General features: G+C 64.8%; 13 protein-coding genes and 1 pseudogene. 10 read left to right on the top strand and 4 right to left on the bottom strand.

Features of this window, described 5'->3' with window-relative positions:
- Nucleotides 1–64 precede the first annotated feature (64 nt).
- From serB to yczE, 3 genes are read left to right on the top strand one after another with little or no spacing between them, the layout of a single operon-like run.
- Complete coding sequence (gene serB / locus B0E55_RS27815) at nt 65–1285, top strand: phosphoserine phosphatase SerB (protein WP_020969288.1); 1221 nt, start codon at nt 65–67, stop codon at nt 1283–1285.
- Entirely contained in the window at nt 1282–2049 is a 768-nt protein-coding gene (locus tag B0E55_RS27810; protein WP_080910890.1) for a peptidyl-tRNA hydrolase, read from the top strand. Before serB ends, B0E55_RS27810 begins: the two co-directional genes overlap by 4 nt.
- Before the next feature lie 37 nt (nt 2050–2086).
- A complete protein-coding gene (gene yczE / locus B0E55_RS31990; RefSeq protein ID WP_029255092.1) occupies nt 2087–2881 on the top strand; it encodes a membrane protein YczE in 795 nt (264 codons plus the stop codon).
- On the opposite strand, the pseudogene glgX reads toward yczE, so the two are convergent.
- A pseudogene (gene glgX, locus B0E55_RS27800) lies at nt 2794–4836 on the bottom strand (glycogen debranching protein GlgX); the annotation flags it as partial. The gene yczE and the pseudogene glgX sit on opposite strands and share 88 nt — an antisense overlap.
- A gap of 51 nt (nt 4837–4887) precedes the next feature.
- Between glgX and B0E55_RS27795 the strand changes: the two are divergent.
- Genes B0E55_RS27795 through B0E55_RS27775 form a run of 5 tightly spaced genes read left to right on the top strand, consistent with a single transcriptional unit; the run spans nt 4888 to nt 9603 of the window.
- Nucleotides 4888–5709 carry an ABC transporter ATP-binding protein gene (locus tag B0E55_RS27795; protein ID WP_003944728.1) on the top strand — a complete coding sequence of 274 codons (822 nt, stop codon included), beginning with the start codon at nt 4888–4890 and terminating at the stop codon, nt 5707–5709.
- A gap of 56 nt (nt 5710–5765) precedes the next feature.
- Nucleotides 5766–6584 carry an NUDIX hydrolase gene (locus tag B0E55_RS27790; protein ID WP_080910888.1) on the top strand — a complete coding sequence of 273 codons (819 nt, stop codon included), beginning with the start codon at nt 5766–5768 and terminating at the stop codon, nt 6582–6584.
- A gap of 10 nt (nt 6585–6594) precedes the next feature.
- On the top strand, nt 6595–7374 hold the full coding sequence (locus tag B0E55_RS27785; RefSeq protein WP_003944701.1) for an enoyl-CoA hydratase/isomerase family protein: 780 nt from the start codon (nt 6595–6597) through the stop codon (nt 7372–7374).
- A gap of 53 nt (nt 7375–7427) precedes the next feature.
- A complete protein-coding gene (locus tag B0E55_RS27780; protein ID WP_003944733.1) occupies nt 7428–8444 on the top strand; it encodes a class I SAM-dependent methyltransferase in 1017 nt (338 codons plus the stop codon).
- 1 nt (nt 8445) lies between these two features.
- Nucleotides 8446–9603: a THUMP-like domain-containing protein gene (locus tag B0E55_RS27775; RefSeq protein ID WP_080910887.1), complete on the top strand. Its 1158-nt coding sequence runs from the start codon at nt 8446–8448 to the stop codon at nt 9601–9603.
- A gap of 1 nt (nt 9604) precedes the next feature.
- Here the strand turns inward: B0E55_RS27775 and B0E55_RS27770 are convergent, their stop codons facing one another.
- Complete coding sequence (locus B0E55_RS27770) at nt 9605–10912, bottom strand: outer membrane protein assembly factor BamB family protein (protein WP_080910886.1); 1308 nt, start codon at nt 10910–10912, stop codon at nt 9605–9607.
- Nucleotides 10913–11049: 137 nt separating this feature from the next.
- Between B0E55_RS27770 and B0E55_RS27765 the strand changes: the two genes are divergently transcribed.
- The gene (locus tag B0E55_RS27765) at nt 11050–11814 is read left to right on the top strand and encodes an acyltransferase (protein ID WP_080910885.1); all 765 of its coding nucleotides are present in this window, start codon (nt 11050–11052) and stop codon (nt 11812–11814) included.
- A gap of 97 nt (nt 11815–11911) precedes the next feature.
- Nucleotides 11912–12547, top strand: a complete 636-nt coding sequence (locus B0E55_RS27760) for a maleylpyruvate isomerase family mycothiol-dependent enzyme (RefSeq protein ID WP_019747902.1) — start codon at nt 11912–11914, stop codon at nt 12545–12547.
- Between the two features lie 10 nt (nt 12548–12557).
- Here B0E55_RS27760 and B0E55_RS27755 read toward each other — a convergent pair whose 3' ends face one another.
- Both B0E55_RS27755 and B0E55_RS27750 read right to left on the bottom strand, forming a co-directional pair.
- Nucleotides 12558–13802 carry a glycosyltransferase family 4 protein gene (locus B0E55_RS27755; RefSeq protein ID WP_020969294.1) on the bottom strand — a complete coding sequence of 415 codons (1245 nt, stop codon included), beginning with the start codon at nt 13800–13802 and terminating at the stop codon, nt 12558–12560.
- Nucleotides 13799–15334: a 1,4-alpha-glucan branching protein domain-containing protein gene (locus tag B0E55_RS27750; protein ID WP_080910900.1), complete on the bottom strand. Its 1536-nt coding sequence runs from the start codon at nt 15332–15334 to the stop codon at nt 13799–13801. Before B0E55_RS27750 ends, B0E55_RS27755 begins: the two co-directional genes overlap by 4 nt.
- Nucleotides 15335–15358 lie beyond the last annotated feature (24 nt).

Below are 15358 nucleotides of genomic sequence, written 5' to 3'. Positions count from 1 at the left end.
GGGCCTTTCGCTTGGCACAATAGTGACGATCAAGACGCGAACGAAGAAACGATCGGAGTTTTCGGTGGGTGCCTCTGACACCACTGTTCTGGTGACTGTGACCGGGCCGGACCGCCCTGGCGTCACCTCGGTACTGTTCGCGGCGCTGTCGCGGCACGATGTGCGTCTACTCGACGTGGAGCAGGTGGTGATTCGAGGTCGACTGACACTCGGCGTCATGGTGGCCTGCCCGAACGATCCCGAAGCCCTTCAGGAAGAGCTCGAACAGGCGATGGCGACGGTCGGAATGAACGTCGACATCGAAATCGGTGCCGATCCAGGTCGACCTGCAGTGTCCACTCACGCGGTCGTTGTTCTCGGCAGCCCCGTCAATGCCCGCGCAATGCGCTCGGTGGCACGCGAACTCGCGAAGCAGGGCGCCAATATCGACTCCATCCGTGGTGTCGCCGACTATCCGGTCACCGGCCTCGAACTCAGCGTCAGCGCAGCCGATACTGTCGACGGCGACGCGAAGCTTCGTACCGGACTCGCCGAGGTCGCCGCTCTCGAAAACGTCGACATCGCAGTCGAGCGCGCAGGACTGGCTCGCCGGGCCAAGCGTCTGATCGTGTTCGACGTGGACTCGACGCTCGTTCAGGGCGAGGTCATCGAGATGCTCGCCGCGAAGGCCGGTGTCGAGGACGAGGTCCGCGCCGTCACCGAAGCTGCGATGCGCGGCGAGATCGACTTCACCGAATCACTGCACCAGCGTGTGGCGACACTGGCCGGTCTCGACGCCTCCGTCATCGACGAGGTGGCAGAGAGCATCGAACTGACGCCGGGGGCGCGCACCACGATCCGCACCCTGCGCCGCCTCGGATTCCACTGCGGTGTGGTGTCCGGCGGTTTCCGCCAGGTCATCGAAGGCCTCGCACACGAACTCGAACTGGACTTCGTGCACGCCAACACCCTCGAGATCGTCGACGGCAAGCTGACCGGACGTGTGATCGGTGAAATCGTCGACCGCGCTGCGAAGGCCGTCGCGTTGCGCAAGTTCGCCGATCAGGTCGGTGTGCCGATGGAACAGACCGTCGCCGTCGGTGACGGTGCCAACGACATCGACATGCTCAACGCCGCGGGACTGGGTGTGGCGTTCAACGCCAAGCCCGCGTTGCGGGAGGTCGCGGACGCGGCTTTGTCGCATCCCTTCCTCGATGCTGTGCTGTTCATTCTCGGTGTGACCCGCGACGAGGTCGAGGCTGCGGACGCCGTCGACGGTGGCGTACGACGCGTACCGATTCCATGAGTTCCGATCCAGCAGTCAGTTCCGATCCCGATTCTCGCTGGCGCGAGCGCCACGCGGTGTTGGCCGCTGGGTACGGTGGGCGAGACGATCCCGCGGATCCGGCACTGGTGTTGGCGATGCCGATCATTCTCCACATCCCGAAGGCAGACCCGCCGAAGCGCACTGCACTGCTCGAGGCCGCCGCAACGGCGGCAGTGGCGCTGTGCCTGGACGAACGCGTCGGGTTCACCGAAGACGGGGAGCCCGGCCCGTGGCACGAGGACTATTCGGCGTGGGTGGGTGCCCGGATCCGGAAAGTGTCTCGCCGAGCGCGTGGAGCCCAATGGCTCGCCGCGCAAGAGGTACCGGGAATCACCGTCGACGTGGATGGCGCCCAGGCGCGGGCTCTGGTTCCCGGGCCGGTCGGAGAACTGGACCCGCGAATCAAGAAGTTGCAGATCGGTGGCACCGACCTGGAGCACGACGAGCCTGGCCAGCCCGAGCCCGGTCTTCCGGTGCTGTGGATCGACTCGGAGCTCGAGATGACGGTAGGCAAGGCGTCGGCACAGGTAGGGCATGCCTCGATGTTGTTGGCAGCGGCCATGTCCGAGAAACAGTGCTGGGTATGGGCGCAGAACGACTTTCGCTGCTCGGTACGCGACGCAAGTCCGAAACAGTGGGCCGAGGCAGTAGACCGATTGAAGCGGTCGGAGGCTGTCGCGGTTCGTGATGCGGGCTTCACGGAAGTGGCACCAGGCTCCATGACAGTCATCGCGGTTCCGTAGAGACCTAACCGACCAGTCCAGTATCGACAACTTGGCTATGGATGAACAGTCCAGTGGCCTTCAAGATGGTCGAGTGTTGATACGGAGATTCGCCTCGCTGTTCGTTGGTCTGTGGTTGTACGGCTTCTCGATGGCCATGATGATCACAGCCGGCCTCGGACTGGACCCCTGGGATGTGTTCCATCAGGGCGTGGCCGAGCATGTTTCGCTCAGTTTCGGCGTGATCACTGCGATTACCGGTGCGGTGGTACTGCTGCTCTGGATTCCGATCCGTCAGCGGCCAGGGTTCGGCACGGTCGCCAATGTCGTGGTCATTGCAATCTCGGTGGATACTTCACTGGCCTTCTTGCCGGTCTTTGATTCCATGCCAGTTCGCGCCGCGATCATGGTCGCGGGAATCCTCCTCAACGGACTGGCCAGCGTTCTCTACATCGGGGCAGGCATGGGGCCGGGTCCCCGCGACGGGTTGATGACAGGACTGGTGGCGCGCACCGGCTTGTCGGTCAGGCTCGTGCGTACCAGCATCGAAATCGCGGTCCTCGCTACCGGATGGCTCCTCGGTGGAACGGTTGGCGTCGGAACAGTGTTGTACGCCTTCGGGATCGGGCCGACGATTCAATTACTGATCAAGGTGCTGCCGGATTCCATGACAGCAGCGGTTACCGGCGGACGTGTCACGGAACGTAAGGCCAAGACCGTGGGTCCGGTCAATGAGATCTCCGTGCCGACGGGAACTTCGGCCGTGGAGGCAGGTTCGCCGGTCGGTGACGCCGAATCGAACGATGCAGTCAATGTGCCGTCGAACCATTCCGGAGTGCCGACGGTGACCTGAACCGGTCCACCGGAATGCAGGATCAGGAGCCAACTGTCGTCACCGAGTGGGCGCCCGGTCCGAGTGTGAGACCGAACGTCGGCTCCGTCGATCCAGGCCTGCAGCGTTCGGTGACTCTCGTCGTACCATGCGGTGTCGTCGAACTCGACGCCGGCAGCGTCGAACCAGACGAGGTCCGGGTGCTCCAGTCTTCTTCTGCCTTCGAAGAATTCGGGCTGACGCAACGCCGGTGCCGCTCGGCGTAATCCGAACGCTCGGGAGACGAACTGCACCAACGACTGATCGGCCGCCGTCCAGTCCAGCGCCCACGAATCGGCTGGGGAGGCAAGTGTGGGAACACAATACGCGTTGTTGTTTCCGCCGAGACTGTGGCCGAACTCGTCTCCGGCGGAGAGCATCGGTGTGCCTGTCGACAGCACGAGCGTGGCCAGTAGCGCCCGTACATGACGTGCCCTGGCGTCCTGAATCTCGGGATCGGTGCTGGGGCCTTCGATTCCGTGGTTGAACGAATCGTTGTGATCGGCGCCGTCACGATTGTCTTCACCGTTGGCTTCGTTGTGCTTGTGGTTGTACGCGACCAGATCGGCGGCGGTGAACCCGTCGTGCGCTGTGACGAAGTTGATCGACGCCCATGGGCGACGGCCGCTGCCGGCAAAGATGTCCTCGGAACCGGCGAGGCGCGACGCGACCTTCCGGACGCTGGAGCCGCCGTTCCAGAACTGGCGAATAGTGCTGCGGTACTTGTCGTTCCATTCCGACCATTGGAGTCCGAAGTTTCCGACCTGGTAACCGTCGGCAGTGGCATCCCACGGTTCGGCGATGAGCTTGCACCGGGTCAGTACCGGATCGGAGGAGATGGCCGACAAGATGGACGCCCGCTGGTCGAAGCCGCCGCCGCGCGGCCTACCCAACGCGCTCGCGAGATCGAATCGGAAGCCGTCGACACCCATTTCGGTGGCCCAGTAACGGAGGCTGTCAGTGATCATGCGGACGGCGATGGGGGAGCAGGCGTCGACCGTATTGCCGCACCCGGTCAGGTCGATGTCGCGGCCGTCGCCGTCGAGAAGGTAGTAGCCGGGGCCGTCCAAACCTCGCCAGCTGACGCTGATTCCGTCGACACTCTGCTCGCAGGTGTGGTTGTAGACGACGTCGAGGATGACCTCGATGCCTGCCGCGTGTAGTCCGTCGACCATGATCCGGAACTCGGTGACTTCGCCGCCCGGAGTTGCCGCGTATCCGGGATGCGGGGCGAAGTACGACGCCGTCGAGTATCCCCAGTGGTTGCGCATCCCTCGCTCGCGGACGCTCTGTTCGGTCAGAAACGCCTGTACGGGAAGCAGTTCCACGGCGGTGACGCCGAGTGAGACGAGGTGATCGATCACGGCCGGTGCCGTCAGGCCGAGGTACGTTCCGCGGTGGGCGGCGGGTACTCCTGGATGACTGGCGGTGTACGCGCCCACATGCAGTTCGTAGATCACGCTTTCCTCCCACGGCGTCTCGAGGCGGGCTCCGGCGGGCACGAGGCCGGGAGTCACCACGGACAGCGGCACGTGGCCGAGCGAGTCGAGGGTAGACGGGTCGCCGAAAGGATCGTCGGCGTACGACAGGAGGGCACGGTGGTCACCGAGTTCCCCCTCGATGCGGCACGCCCACGGATCGATGAGCAGCTTGTGTGGGTTCAGTCTCAGTCCGGCGCGCGGATTCCACGGGCCGCTTGCCCGAATTCCGTATCGCTGCCCCGCACCGATCGCGGCGATGATCCCGTGCCAGATTCCGTACGTGTGTTGCCGGAGTTCGACGCGATCTTCGTTTCCGTCCTGGTCGATCAGGCAGATCTGGACGCTCGACGCAGCTGGTGCGTGGACCGCGAACTGGGTTCCGGAGTCCACGATGTTGGCGCCGAGTGGGAACGGAGACCCGGGCGTCGGGGTGCGAGTTTCGATGAGAGGCGACACGCAAGATGATCCTGCCGTGAACGGCCGGAGAATGTGCGGGAAGATGTTCGGGTGCCGCTACCTGATCCAGATCTGCTCATCGATTTCGACAACGTACTCATCCGTCGGGGAGGGTCCACTCTGGTGGGGCCCGTCACCTGGAAAGTGGAGCTGGACGAGCGATGGGTGGTGCTCGGACCCAACGGTGCCGGCAAGACCTCGCTGCTGCGCATCGCGGCCGGTGAGACTTTCCCGACCAGTGGTTCTGCCCACCTCCTTGGCGAAGTTCTCGGCAAGGTCGACGTCAACGAGTTGCGCCCGCGAATCGGTTTGTCCTCGTCGTCGTTGGCGAACCGCGTGCCCGGCGACGAGAAGGTCAGCGACCTAGTCGTGTCGGCGGGCTACGCCGTTCTCGGTCGGTGGCGCGAGGAGTACGAATCCATGGACACCTCGCGCGCTGTGGAGATGCTCGAAAGCCTCGGCGCCGAGCACCTGGCGGATCGCACGTACGGGACGCTTTCCGAAGGCGAGCGCAAGCGCGTCCTCATCGCGCGAGCCTTGATGACCGATCCCGAACTACTTCTCCTGGACGAGCCCGCCGCCGGGCTAGATCTCGGTGGCCGTGAGGAACTTGTGGCCAGACTCGCCGAACTGGCTGCCGATCCGGACGCCCCGGCTACCGTGCTGATCACCCATCACGTCGAGGAAATTCCGCCAGGATTCACTCACGCACTCCTTCTCAAGGAAGGGGAGGTCGTCTCTCAGGGCCTTCTGGACGACGTCATCACCGCCGAAAATCTGAGCGCGGCATTCAGCCAGTCCATCAGCCTCGACAAGGCGGACGGCAGATACTTCGCACGACGTGCGAGGCCGTCCGGGGCTCATCGCGCGTGAGCTTCAGTGGGACCTGAAATGCGGCCCAGATCACAGATCGCGTAGGTTCGCGAAGCATGGCTAACGAGAATGCAAACGCTGTCCCCGAGCCCAAGGATGCGTCGACCGTCATCTTGGTGCGCGATGCCGAATCCGGGATCGAGATCTTCCTGCTTCAACGAGTACAGGGGATGGCGTTTGCCGGGGGCATGACGGTCTTCCCCGGCGGAGGCGTCGACAAGTCCGATGCGACGGCAGAGGTCGAGTGGGCCGGACCGTCGGTCGAGTGGTGGGCCGAGCGGTTCAGCACGGATGTGGCTCGGGCGAAGGCTCTCGTCTTGGCTGCGGTGCGGGAAACGTTCGAGGAGTGCGGCGTTCTGCTCGCCGGACCGACCGCGGACACCGTCGTCGCGGACACGGCCGGCTACGCACAGGACCGAGTAGCTCTCGAAAAGCACGAGCTGTCGTTCAGCGATTTCCTGAAGAAGGAGAACCTGGTCCTGCGAACGGATCTGCTGCGGCCGTGGGCGAACTGGATCACGCCGGTGGGCGAGACCCGCCGCTACGACACGCGCTTCTTCGTCGCAGCGTCACCGACCGGACAGATCGCGGACGGGGTCACCTCCGAGGCCGCCGAGGTGCGTTGGCAGAGCCCGCGGGACGCGCTGGCGCATTGGCGGGAGGGTGGCAGCATCCTGTTGCCGCCGACGTGGAGTCAGCTGACCGAATTGGCCAAGTTCAGTTCGGTGGCGGAGATACTCGCAGCCGAGCCGGAGATTCCCGTCATCCTGCCTACGTTGATCACCGACGAGGAGACTCTGCGCGTCGAGTTCCCGAATCAGGACGGTTACTACGTCGCCGGGCCGCATCCGTGGTCGGTCAAGGCGGCAAAGTAACCTCTCGATCATGGCTGAATTTGTGACTCTCGAGGTTTCCGAAGGCATCGGCACCATCCGTCTGGCGCGCCCGCCCATGAACGCTCTGAACCGTCAGGTCCAGGACGAGTTGGCTGCTGCCGCACACGCTGCGACCGTCGACAAGGCAGTCAAGGCCGTCATCGTCTACGGCGGCGAGAAAGTCTTCGCAGCCGGTGCCGACGTCAAGGAAATGGCCGAGATGGACTATGGCCAGATCCGTGACGCCATCGGTGGCATGCAGGCCGGACTCGGCGCCGTGGCGTCCATCCCGAAGCCGACCGTTGCCGCGATCACCGGATACGCACTCGGTGGCGGACTCGAAGTTGCACTCTCGGCCGATCGCCGGATCGTCGGAGACAACGCCAAGCTCGGAGTTCCGGAGATTCTGCTCGGAATCATTCCCGGTGGCGGCGGAACGCAGCGCCTGGCTCGTCTGATCGGACCGGCCAAGGCCAAGGATCTGGTCTTCACCGGCCGTTTCGTCGGGGCTGACGAGGCGTTGGCCATCGGTTTGGTCGACGAGGTCGTCGCTCCCGACGACGTGTACACCGCCGCTCGCACGTGGGCCTCGCAGTTCGTCGGGGGAGCGTCACGTGCGTTGGCTGCTGCCAAGGCAGCCATCGACGAGGGTCTGAACACCGACCTGGAATCCGGGCTCAAGATCGAGCAGCATCTGTTCGCCGGATTGTTCGCGACCAAGGATCAGGCGATCGGCATGGAGTCGTTCATCGCCAACGGTCCGGGCAAGGCCGAGTTCACGGGCGAGTAGGCTCCCCTAAACTAGAACTTGTTCATCTCTTACCAGCGAGTAGGATAGCCGCCATGACAGCCAGCCCGAATGACGACGCAACCGTCACGCCGCCCGCCGCTACCGACACCTCGGTAGTCGACCCCGCGCCGCGGCCGCACGCCACGGCCGAAGAGGTCGAGGCCGCTCGTAAGGACACCAAGCTCGCCCAGGTGCTCTACCACGACTGGGAAGCCGAAACCTACGACGACAAGTGGTCCATCTCGTACGACGAGCGCTGCATCGACTACGCACGTGGTCGTTTCGACGCCGTCGCGGGCGATCAGCCGCTCCCGTACGAGCGCGCCCTCGAACTGGGTTGCGGCACCGGATTCTTCCTCCTGAACCTGATGCAGGGTGGAGTCGCCAAGACCGGTTCGGTCACCGACCTCTCGCCCGGCATGGTCAAGGTCGCACTGCGCAATGCAGAAAGCCTCGGCCTTCCGGTCGACGGCCGTGTTGCCGATGCCGAGACCATTCCGTACGAGGACAACACCTTCGACCTGGTCGTCGGCCACGCCGTGCTGCACCACATTCCCGACGTCGAGAAGTCGCTGCGCGAGGTCCTTCGTGTCCTCAAGCCCGGCGGCCGTTTCGTCTTCGCCGGTGAGCCCACGACTGTCGGTAACTTCTACGCCCGCTGGCTCGGCCGCGCGACGTGGGAAGCAACCACACGCGTGACCAAGCTGCCGTTCCTGGCAGATTGGCGTCGCCCGCAGGAAGAGCTCGACGAGTCCTCTCGCGCAGCAGCGCTCGAAGCAGTCGTCGACATCCACACGTTCGACCCCACCGACCTCGAGAACATGGCGAAGTCCGCGGGAGCCGATCAGGTCCACGCTGCCACCGAGGAATTCGCCGCGGCGCTTCTCGGATGGCCGGTCCGTACCTTCGAAGCAGCTGTTCCGCCGGAGAAGCTCGGTTGGGGCTGGGGACGTTTCGCTTTCGGTGGTTGGAAGACGCTCAGCTGGGTCGACGAGAAGGTGCTCCGCCACGTCGTTCCTCGCGGATTCTTCTACAACGTCATGATCACCGGCGTGAAGCCCGGCAACTGAATTGGGTTATGACTTCACCCTCGGCGACGTCGACTATCTCGGAAGTGATTCCGGCGTAGCTGCCTTGGCCGAGGTGGATCAGCTCGAACTGTCCACGCGTACGCGTCTGGCCGACATCGGCCGGGCGCGTACGCGTTTCGGTGATCACATGCCTGCGCTCGTGGACACCGTCCTGCTTCGACGCAAGGCCGCTTCGAAACTGCCCGGCAGTGATCAGTGGTTGTTCACGGACGACGCGATGCAGCAGGCCACTCCCGGTGTTGTGGCGGCGCACCGCGCGCAGCGTCTGATCGGGCGCGACGTCCACGACGTGACGTGCTCAATCGGCGCCGAACTGCATGCCTTGACCGGAGTTGCGCATCGCGTGATCGGCAGCGACATCGATTCCGTTCGCCTGGCGATGGCACAGCGCAATGTGCCGAGCGCAGCGTTGTTGCGGGCCGACGCGCTCCGCCCGACGACACGCGACACCGTCGTACTGGCGGACCCCGCCCGGCGATCGGGCGGTCGCCGCACTCACGATCCGGCAGCGTTGATGCCGCCGCTACCGGACCTCGTCGAGGCGTACTCCGGCCGTGATCTCGCGGTGAAGTGTGCTCCCGGACTCGATTTCGACAATCTGGGCTGGGACGGGGAAGTCGAGGTCGTCTCGCTCGACGGCGGCGTCAAGGAAGCATGCCTGTGGTCGACGGGACTGGCCGAGTCCGGCGTCACGCGTCGAGCTTCGGTGCTTCGCTCCGACGGGAGCGGGTGGGCGATCACCGACGCCGAGGACGACGTGATTCCGGAGCAAGCTCCGGGGGAGTGGATCATCGACCCGGACGGAGCGGTAGTGCGCGCAGGCCTCGTGCGCCACTACGCGGCCAGACACGGCCTCTGGCAGCTCGATCCACGCATCGCTTATCTGACCGGTGACAGCGTCCCTGAGGGAGTTCGCGGATTCCGGATCCTCGAGCAGATCAAGTACTCGGAGAAACTGCTCAAACAGACACTGTCCAAGCGGGACTGCGGTGTGGCCGAAATTTTGGTGCGAGGAGTCGACGTGGACCCGGCAGTGCTGCGTCCACGGCTCAAGCTCAAGGGCTCGCGTGCACTGAGCGTCGTGATCGTGCGGATCGGACGATCGGCGTCGGCCTTCATCTGTGAGGCTTCCCGCTAGCTCACTTGAAGACGAACAGCTCACCGATTGCGCTGGGCGTCAACACTTCGCCCTTGGGGCCGATCGAGGTGCCGACGGTGAAGCCGACTGCTCCCGGCAACGTGTCCTGATCCACCGTCTCACCGGTTTCGGTGTCGAAGGTGATCAGGCTCAGTCCGTTCTCACCCTCACGGACGACGGTGTATCCGGTGTTGCCGGCGGTCTGCGCCGGAACACCCAGTTGCAGAAGGTCTTTACGTTCCCAGGCCAGTTCGGCGTGATCTCCCTCGTCGCGCACGGCAAGGAGGTGGCCCTTGTCGCCGCCGGCGGGAATGATCAAACCGTCGTCGGACGTCGAGGCACTACCGGCCGAGTTGAAGCCGATGTCGTAACTCCACCTGGTGTCACCGGTTTCGGCGTTCACTGCCCAGAGAGATCCGTTGTTGTCGGTGGCGTACACGGTCTTGCCGTCCTTCGACAGGTCCGGGCTCGACGCCGTTCCACCGGGAAGCGCGTCGGTGGACCACTCGCGGGTGATGGACGGATTGTCGCCGCCCGTGTACTTCATGGCGACCAGATCGGCTGCCCGAGAACTGGGTCCGTAGAAGGTGAAGTAGAACTTGCCGGTGCCCAGGTCCACTGCCGGCGTATTGGCCACCGGGCAGCCGGACGTGCCGAGGAAGCACTCGTTCAAACCCTTGTTGTCGGGAATGAGTTCTGCATTTGCGCCCTGGTCGATCGACGGCGGCGGGATCAGGTCGAACGACGGAACCACTTTGGCGCCGGTCTGCGGGTCGAGCACGTTGATCTGACCCAATTGGGTGATGAACAACAGGTTTCCGTCGCCGGTGAACTGCGACGAGAGAGGAGTGCCCACAACGAGCGTGCGCCAACGCAATTGACCAGTCTCGGTGAAGGACATCATCGCGCCGCTCTCACCGACGTAGACATTGGTGGCCGTGTCGACGACGGGAGTCGAGGCGACGACTCCGTCGTTGAGTCGAGCGCACCACTTCTTGCGACCCGTATCCATCTGGAACGAGAAGAGATTGCAGCCGTTCTCGGTGCGGGCGGTGACGAAGCTCTGGCCGTTCGCGGCCACCGAGGCGTACGCGGCAACCGGACCGCCGAGAGGGCGTGACCATGCGAACTCGACATCGCGTGATCCGGTGACCGGGCTCGTGTCGCTGTTGCGGGCGTCGGCATGCATGGCCGGCCAACCCGCCGACGCGTACCGGTCCACCCGTCCGTCGTCGCTGCCGCAACCGGCGATCAGGGCCGCAGCGATCGCCGTCGACACCATCACGGACGACCGTAGGACCCGCCGCATCACAATCTCCCTGCCTTCACTTGATCAAGAGCCCTCGGTAACTGCACAAGCCCGGACCAGAGACTATCCCGACCGGGGCAACGTGACGGGGCACACCCCGAGGGTCGGTGAGTCGGCCCCACGTAGGCTGAACACTCATGACGAGCATGTGGGGCGCACCGTTGCGCACTCGATGGCGGGGATCACGCCGAGGCGACAGCGATCAGGCCAAGTTCTTGACGGTCGATTCCCTCAAATGGGTTCTGGCGAACAAGGCGTACACACCCTGGTATCTGGTGCGGTACTACCGTCTCGTCAAGTTCAAGATGGCCAACCCGCACGTGATCCTGCGTGGCATGGTGTTCCTCGGCAAGAACGTCGAAATCCATTCGACCCCCGACCTGTCCCGCCTCGAGATCGGGCGCTGGGTACACATCGGCGACGGCAACGCGATCCGTTGCCACGAAGGTTCGCTGCGCATCGGCGACAAGGTCGTCTTCGGCAAGGACAACGTCGTCAACACCTACCTCGACATCGAAATCGGTGCGTCGACGCTCGTAGCCGACTGGTGCTACATCTGCGACTTCGACCACCGCATGGACGACATCAACACACCGATCAAGGACCAGGGCATCGTCAAGGGCCCCGTCCGTATCGGCCCGGACACCTGGGTGGCAGCGAAGGTCACCGTGCTGCGAAATACCCGCGTCGGACGCGGTTGTGTCCTCGGTGCGCACGCCGTCGTCAAGGGAGACATCCCGGACTACAGCATCGCGGTCGGCTCGCCCGCGAAGGCGGTCAAGAACCGCAAGTCCGATTGGGAAGCCGGCGCAGCCGATCGTGCAAAGTACATCGCGGCACTCGAGGACATCGCACGCAAGAAGGCTGCTGCGGACGCTGCCGACGCGTCGTCGGCGTCGTAGCTCACTTTTTGGCAGAACCAGCGATTACTTTCGGCGCCGCCACCGGTCTGTATCGGTATCGGCGCCGAAAGTCTGCGCCGGTGAAAGGAGTGCCGACATGAGCGAACAGACACCCGAATGGGTCGTGGCGCAGCGCCGCGAACTGGTGGGATTTCTCGAAGGCCTGAGCGCGGAGCAGTGGAACGCGCCGACCCTGTGCGACGGGTGGCGGGTCCGCGAAGTGATCGCGCACATCACCATGCCCTACCGATACTCGGCGCCGCGATTCGTCGTGGAAATGGTCAAGTCACGCGGAAACTTCAACAAGATGTCGAATCGGCGAGCGCTCGCCGACGCGTCGGAAGTCGGTGAGCAACAACTGCTTGCCTCGCTTCGCGACAACGTCGCACACCCGTGGAAGCCGCCGGGCGGTGGCTTCGAGGGCGCACTCTCACACGACGTGATCCACGGTCAGGACATTCGCGTGGCACTCGGCGACGACTACGTGGTGCCCGAAGACCGGCTCACTCGTGTGCTCAGCGGACTCTCGCCCAAAACCGTGAAGTATTTCGGAACTGACCTCGACGGCGCTCGGTTGCGCGCCGACGACCGAGACTGGACGTACGGTGCCGGCGCCGAGGTTCACGGAGCGGCGCAGGACTTGTTGCTGGTGTTGTGTGGCCGGATGTTGCCACCAGGCCATCTGCTCGGGGATGCGAGTTCTCGCTTCACCGCGCCCCTCCCGACCCGCTGAGGTCAGCGCTTCAGCGACCAGGGAGCGGCCGCTCGGGAATCTGCGGCCGCGCCAACGGCTGCCGCACCCGACGCTTTGCGCCCGCGTAGACGTGAGCAGTCTCCTCGGCGACCTGATGCCAGTCGAAGTCCGACGTCAGGCGTGCCCGGGCGGCCACTGCCCGTTCCTGCGCCCCGGCGGGATCGTCGAGAACTTCGCGGACCGCCGAGGTGAGCCCGGCGATGTCACCCGGTTGGAACGACATCCCGGTCACCCCGTCGACGACGGCTTCGCCCAGTCCGCCTGCGGTGGACGTGATCAGCGGAGTGCCGGCTGCCGCCGCTTCGAGGGCGATGATCCCGAACGGCTCGTAGCGCGACGGCAGGACGATGGCGTCCGCTCCGTGCAGCCAGCTGAGCAGTTCCGTGTGATCGAGGTTGCCGAGAAAGTCCACTGCCCGCGCGACGCGATGTGTGCGAGCCTGTTGGTAGAGCCAGGTGAACTGGGTGCCTTCGCCCGCGATCGCGAGGGTCGTGCCGGGGTGGCTACGACGGATTCGGGGGAGTGCCGCGATAGCGTCCTGCACACCCTTCTCGTATTCCAGGCGGCCGACGAAGAGGAGTTTCGGCGGCCCTGACCGCGGTCCACGTTCGCGAAAGCTCCACGTGGTCACGTCGATTCCGTTGCGGATGACAGTGATCGGCGGCAGCGTCGGACCGTAGAGTTCGGTCACTTCTTCCTGCATGGACGCCGAACAGGTTATGAGAGAGTCGGATTCGTTTGCCAGCCACCACTCGACCGAGTGGACCTGGCGGTTGATGCGTCCGGAGATCCAGCCGCTGTGGCGACCCGCCTCGGTGGCGTGAAGCGTTGAAACCAGTGGGACGTCATAGAATTCGGCCAAGGCGATCGCCGGATGTGCGACCAGCCAGTCGTGTGCGTGCACGACGTCCGGTTGCCAGCCCTCGCCCACTCCTGGCTTGTGCAGCGCCATCCCGGCACGGACCATCGCGTGACCCATCGCGAGGGTCCACGCGAGCATGTCCTCGCCGAAGACGAAGTGTGCCGGGTCCTCGGCCACTGCGACGACCAGTACGCCTTCGGAGATGTGCGTGACCGTCGGGTGCGTCGACGCATCGGTGCCGGAGGGGCGGCGCGAGAGAACCACGACTTCGTGGCCTGCAGCCGCAAGCTCGGTGGCGAGATGGTGGACGTGTCGGCCGAGGCCGCCGACAACGACCGGTGGGTACTCCCACGAGACGATGAGAATCTTCACGACGCGCTCCCGTTCACCAGTTCTGTGTCAGGCAGACGGCGAGCATCCAGCCCCGGGAACAATCCGTCGGCGCGATTCCAGCCGTCGGCCAGCCGCTCGGCCACGGCATCGCGGCCGGAAACGAGCGCTTCGGAGATTTCCCGGGTCGCGTGGGCGTGCTTGTGTGCGCGTTCGCGGGCGTACCCCGCGGCCGAATCCTTGCTCACCATGAATGCCCAATCGCTCGAAACTGTCATCAGTGTCTCGCGAAGGACCTGATCGTTGACCCGGTTTCGCAGTTCCGGTCGGCCGGGTGCGTTGTCGCGGCCGCGAGACTTGTCCACGGTGGTGAGGGCGGTATCGACCACCTCGGAGTTCAGTTGCACGAGGTCGGACACCTGATCGCCGGCCCATACGCGCCAGTCCTTGCCCGATCCCCAGGACGAATCCTCGAGCTGAACGGGTTCGCCGACGTATCCCGATTCCTTGGCGTCGGCGAGGGTGCCGACGCGAATTCCGGCTTCCGGAAGCGCGCGCAGGAGCTTCTCGAGCCACTGCGGGCCTTCGTGCCACCAGTGCCCGAACAGTTCGGTGTCGAATGCTGCGACCACGAGGGCGTCGCGGCCGATGCGGGTGGATTCACTGCGCAGACGCGCCCGAACGGTTTCGACGAAGTCGGCGACATGCTTGTCGACGGCGGCGGCGGCGAGTTCGGGGTCGTACGGCAACTTGTCGGCGGAGTCGACGGTCCGGCCGGTGACCCGCGAGGGCTTGAGACCCGTCTCGTGGTCGTAGGTGTGGAAATCGCGGTAAGCAGCGTGACCCGGATATCCGGATTTCGGGGACCAGACGCGGTAGCTGACCTGCAGGTCGCGGCCGAAGGCAACCACGTCGGATTCTCGAACCGGGCGACCGAGGGACGTGTCGCCGCGCAAGGCGGGACCGTCGACCATGAAGTGGGTGACACCCGCTTCGGCGTACCCGCGCTCCATGCCCGGGGTGTACCCGCACTCGGGCCCCCAGATCCCGGTCGGAGTGTGGTTCCACCGGGCATGCGCGTCGGCGAGACCTTCGCGGAGGGAGAACGCACGCAAGCGAGGGTCGAGCAGCGGCTGGAACGGGTGGGCCAGCGGCCCGCCGAGAAGCTCGAAGGCCTCGCGGTCGATGAGGTCGCGGAACACGGGTGAGGCGCCGTGCTGCCAATGAGTCTCGAAATCTTCGAGAGCCGCTGCGGACGCTCGGTGTTCGCGCGCTCCGAGTTCGCGGTGCGCTGCGTCCGGCATGCCGGCGGCCTCGTGTGCACGGATCTGCCAGTTGCCGAGCCAGTGATGCATACCGGCGAGGCAGTGGGGATCGTCCAACTGGGCCGCGAGCACCGGCGTGATTCCCAGCGTCAGCAGGTGCGATCGGCCCTCGTCGGCCAGGCGTCGTAGCGCGGCGGCGAGCGGAATGTACGACGCAGCCCAGGACTGGTAGATCCATTCCTCGCCGACGGGCCATCTGCCGTGGTTGGCGAGCCACGGCAGATGGGAGTGCAGAACCAGGGCGAACATCCCCGGTTCGGTGACGGGTGTTGC

Origin of the sequence: Rhodococcus sp. 66b, from assembly GCF_002076325.1 — a bacterium.
Taxonomy (GTDB): Bacteria; Actinomycetota; Actinomycetes; order Mycobacteriales; family Mycobacteriaceae; genus Rhodococcus_F; species Rhodococcus_F erythropolis.
Note: the sequence above shows the minus strand (reverse complement) of the source record. Positions and strands in the feature narration are given on the sequence as shown.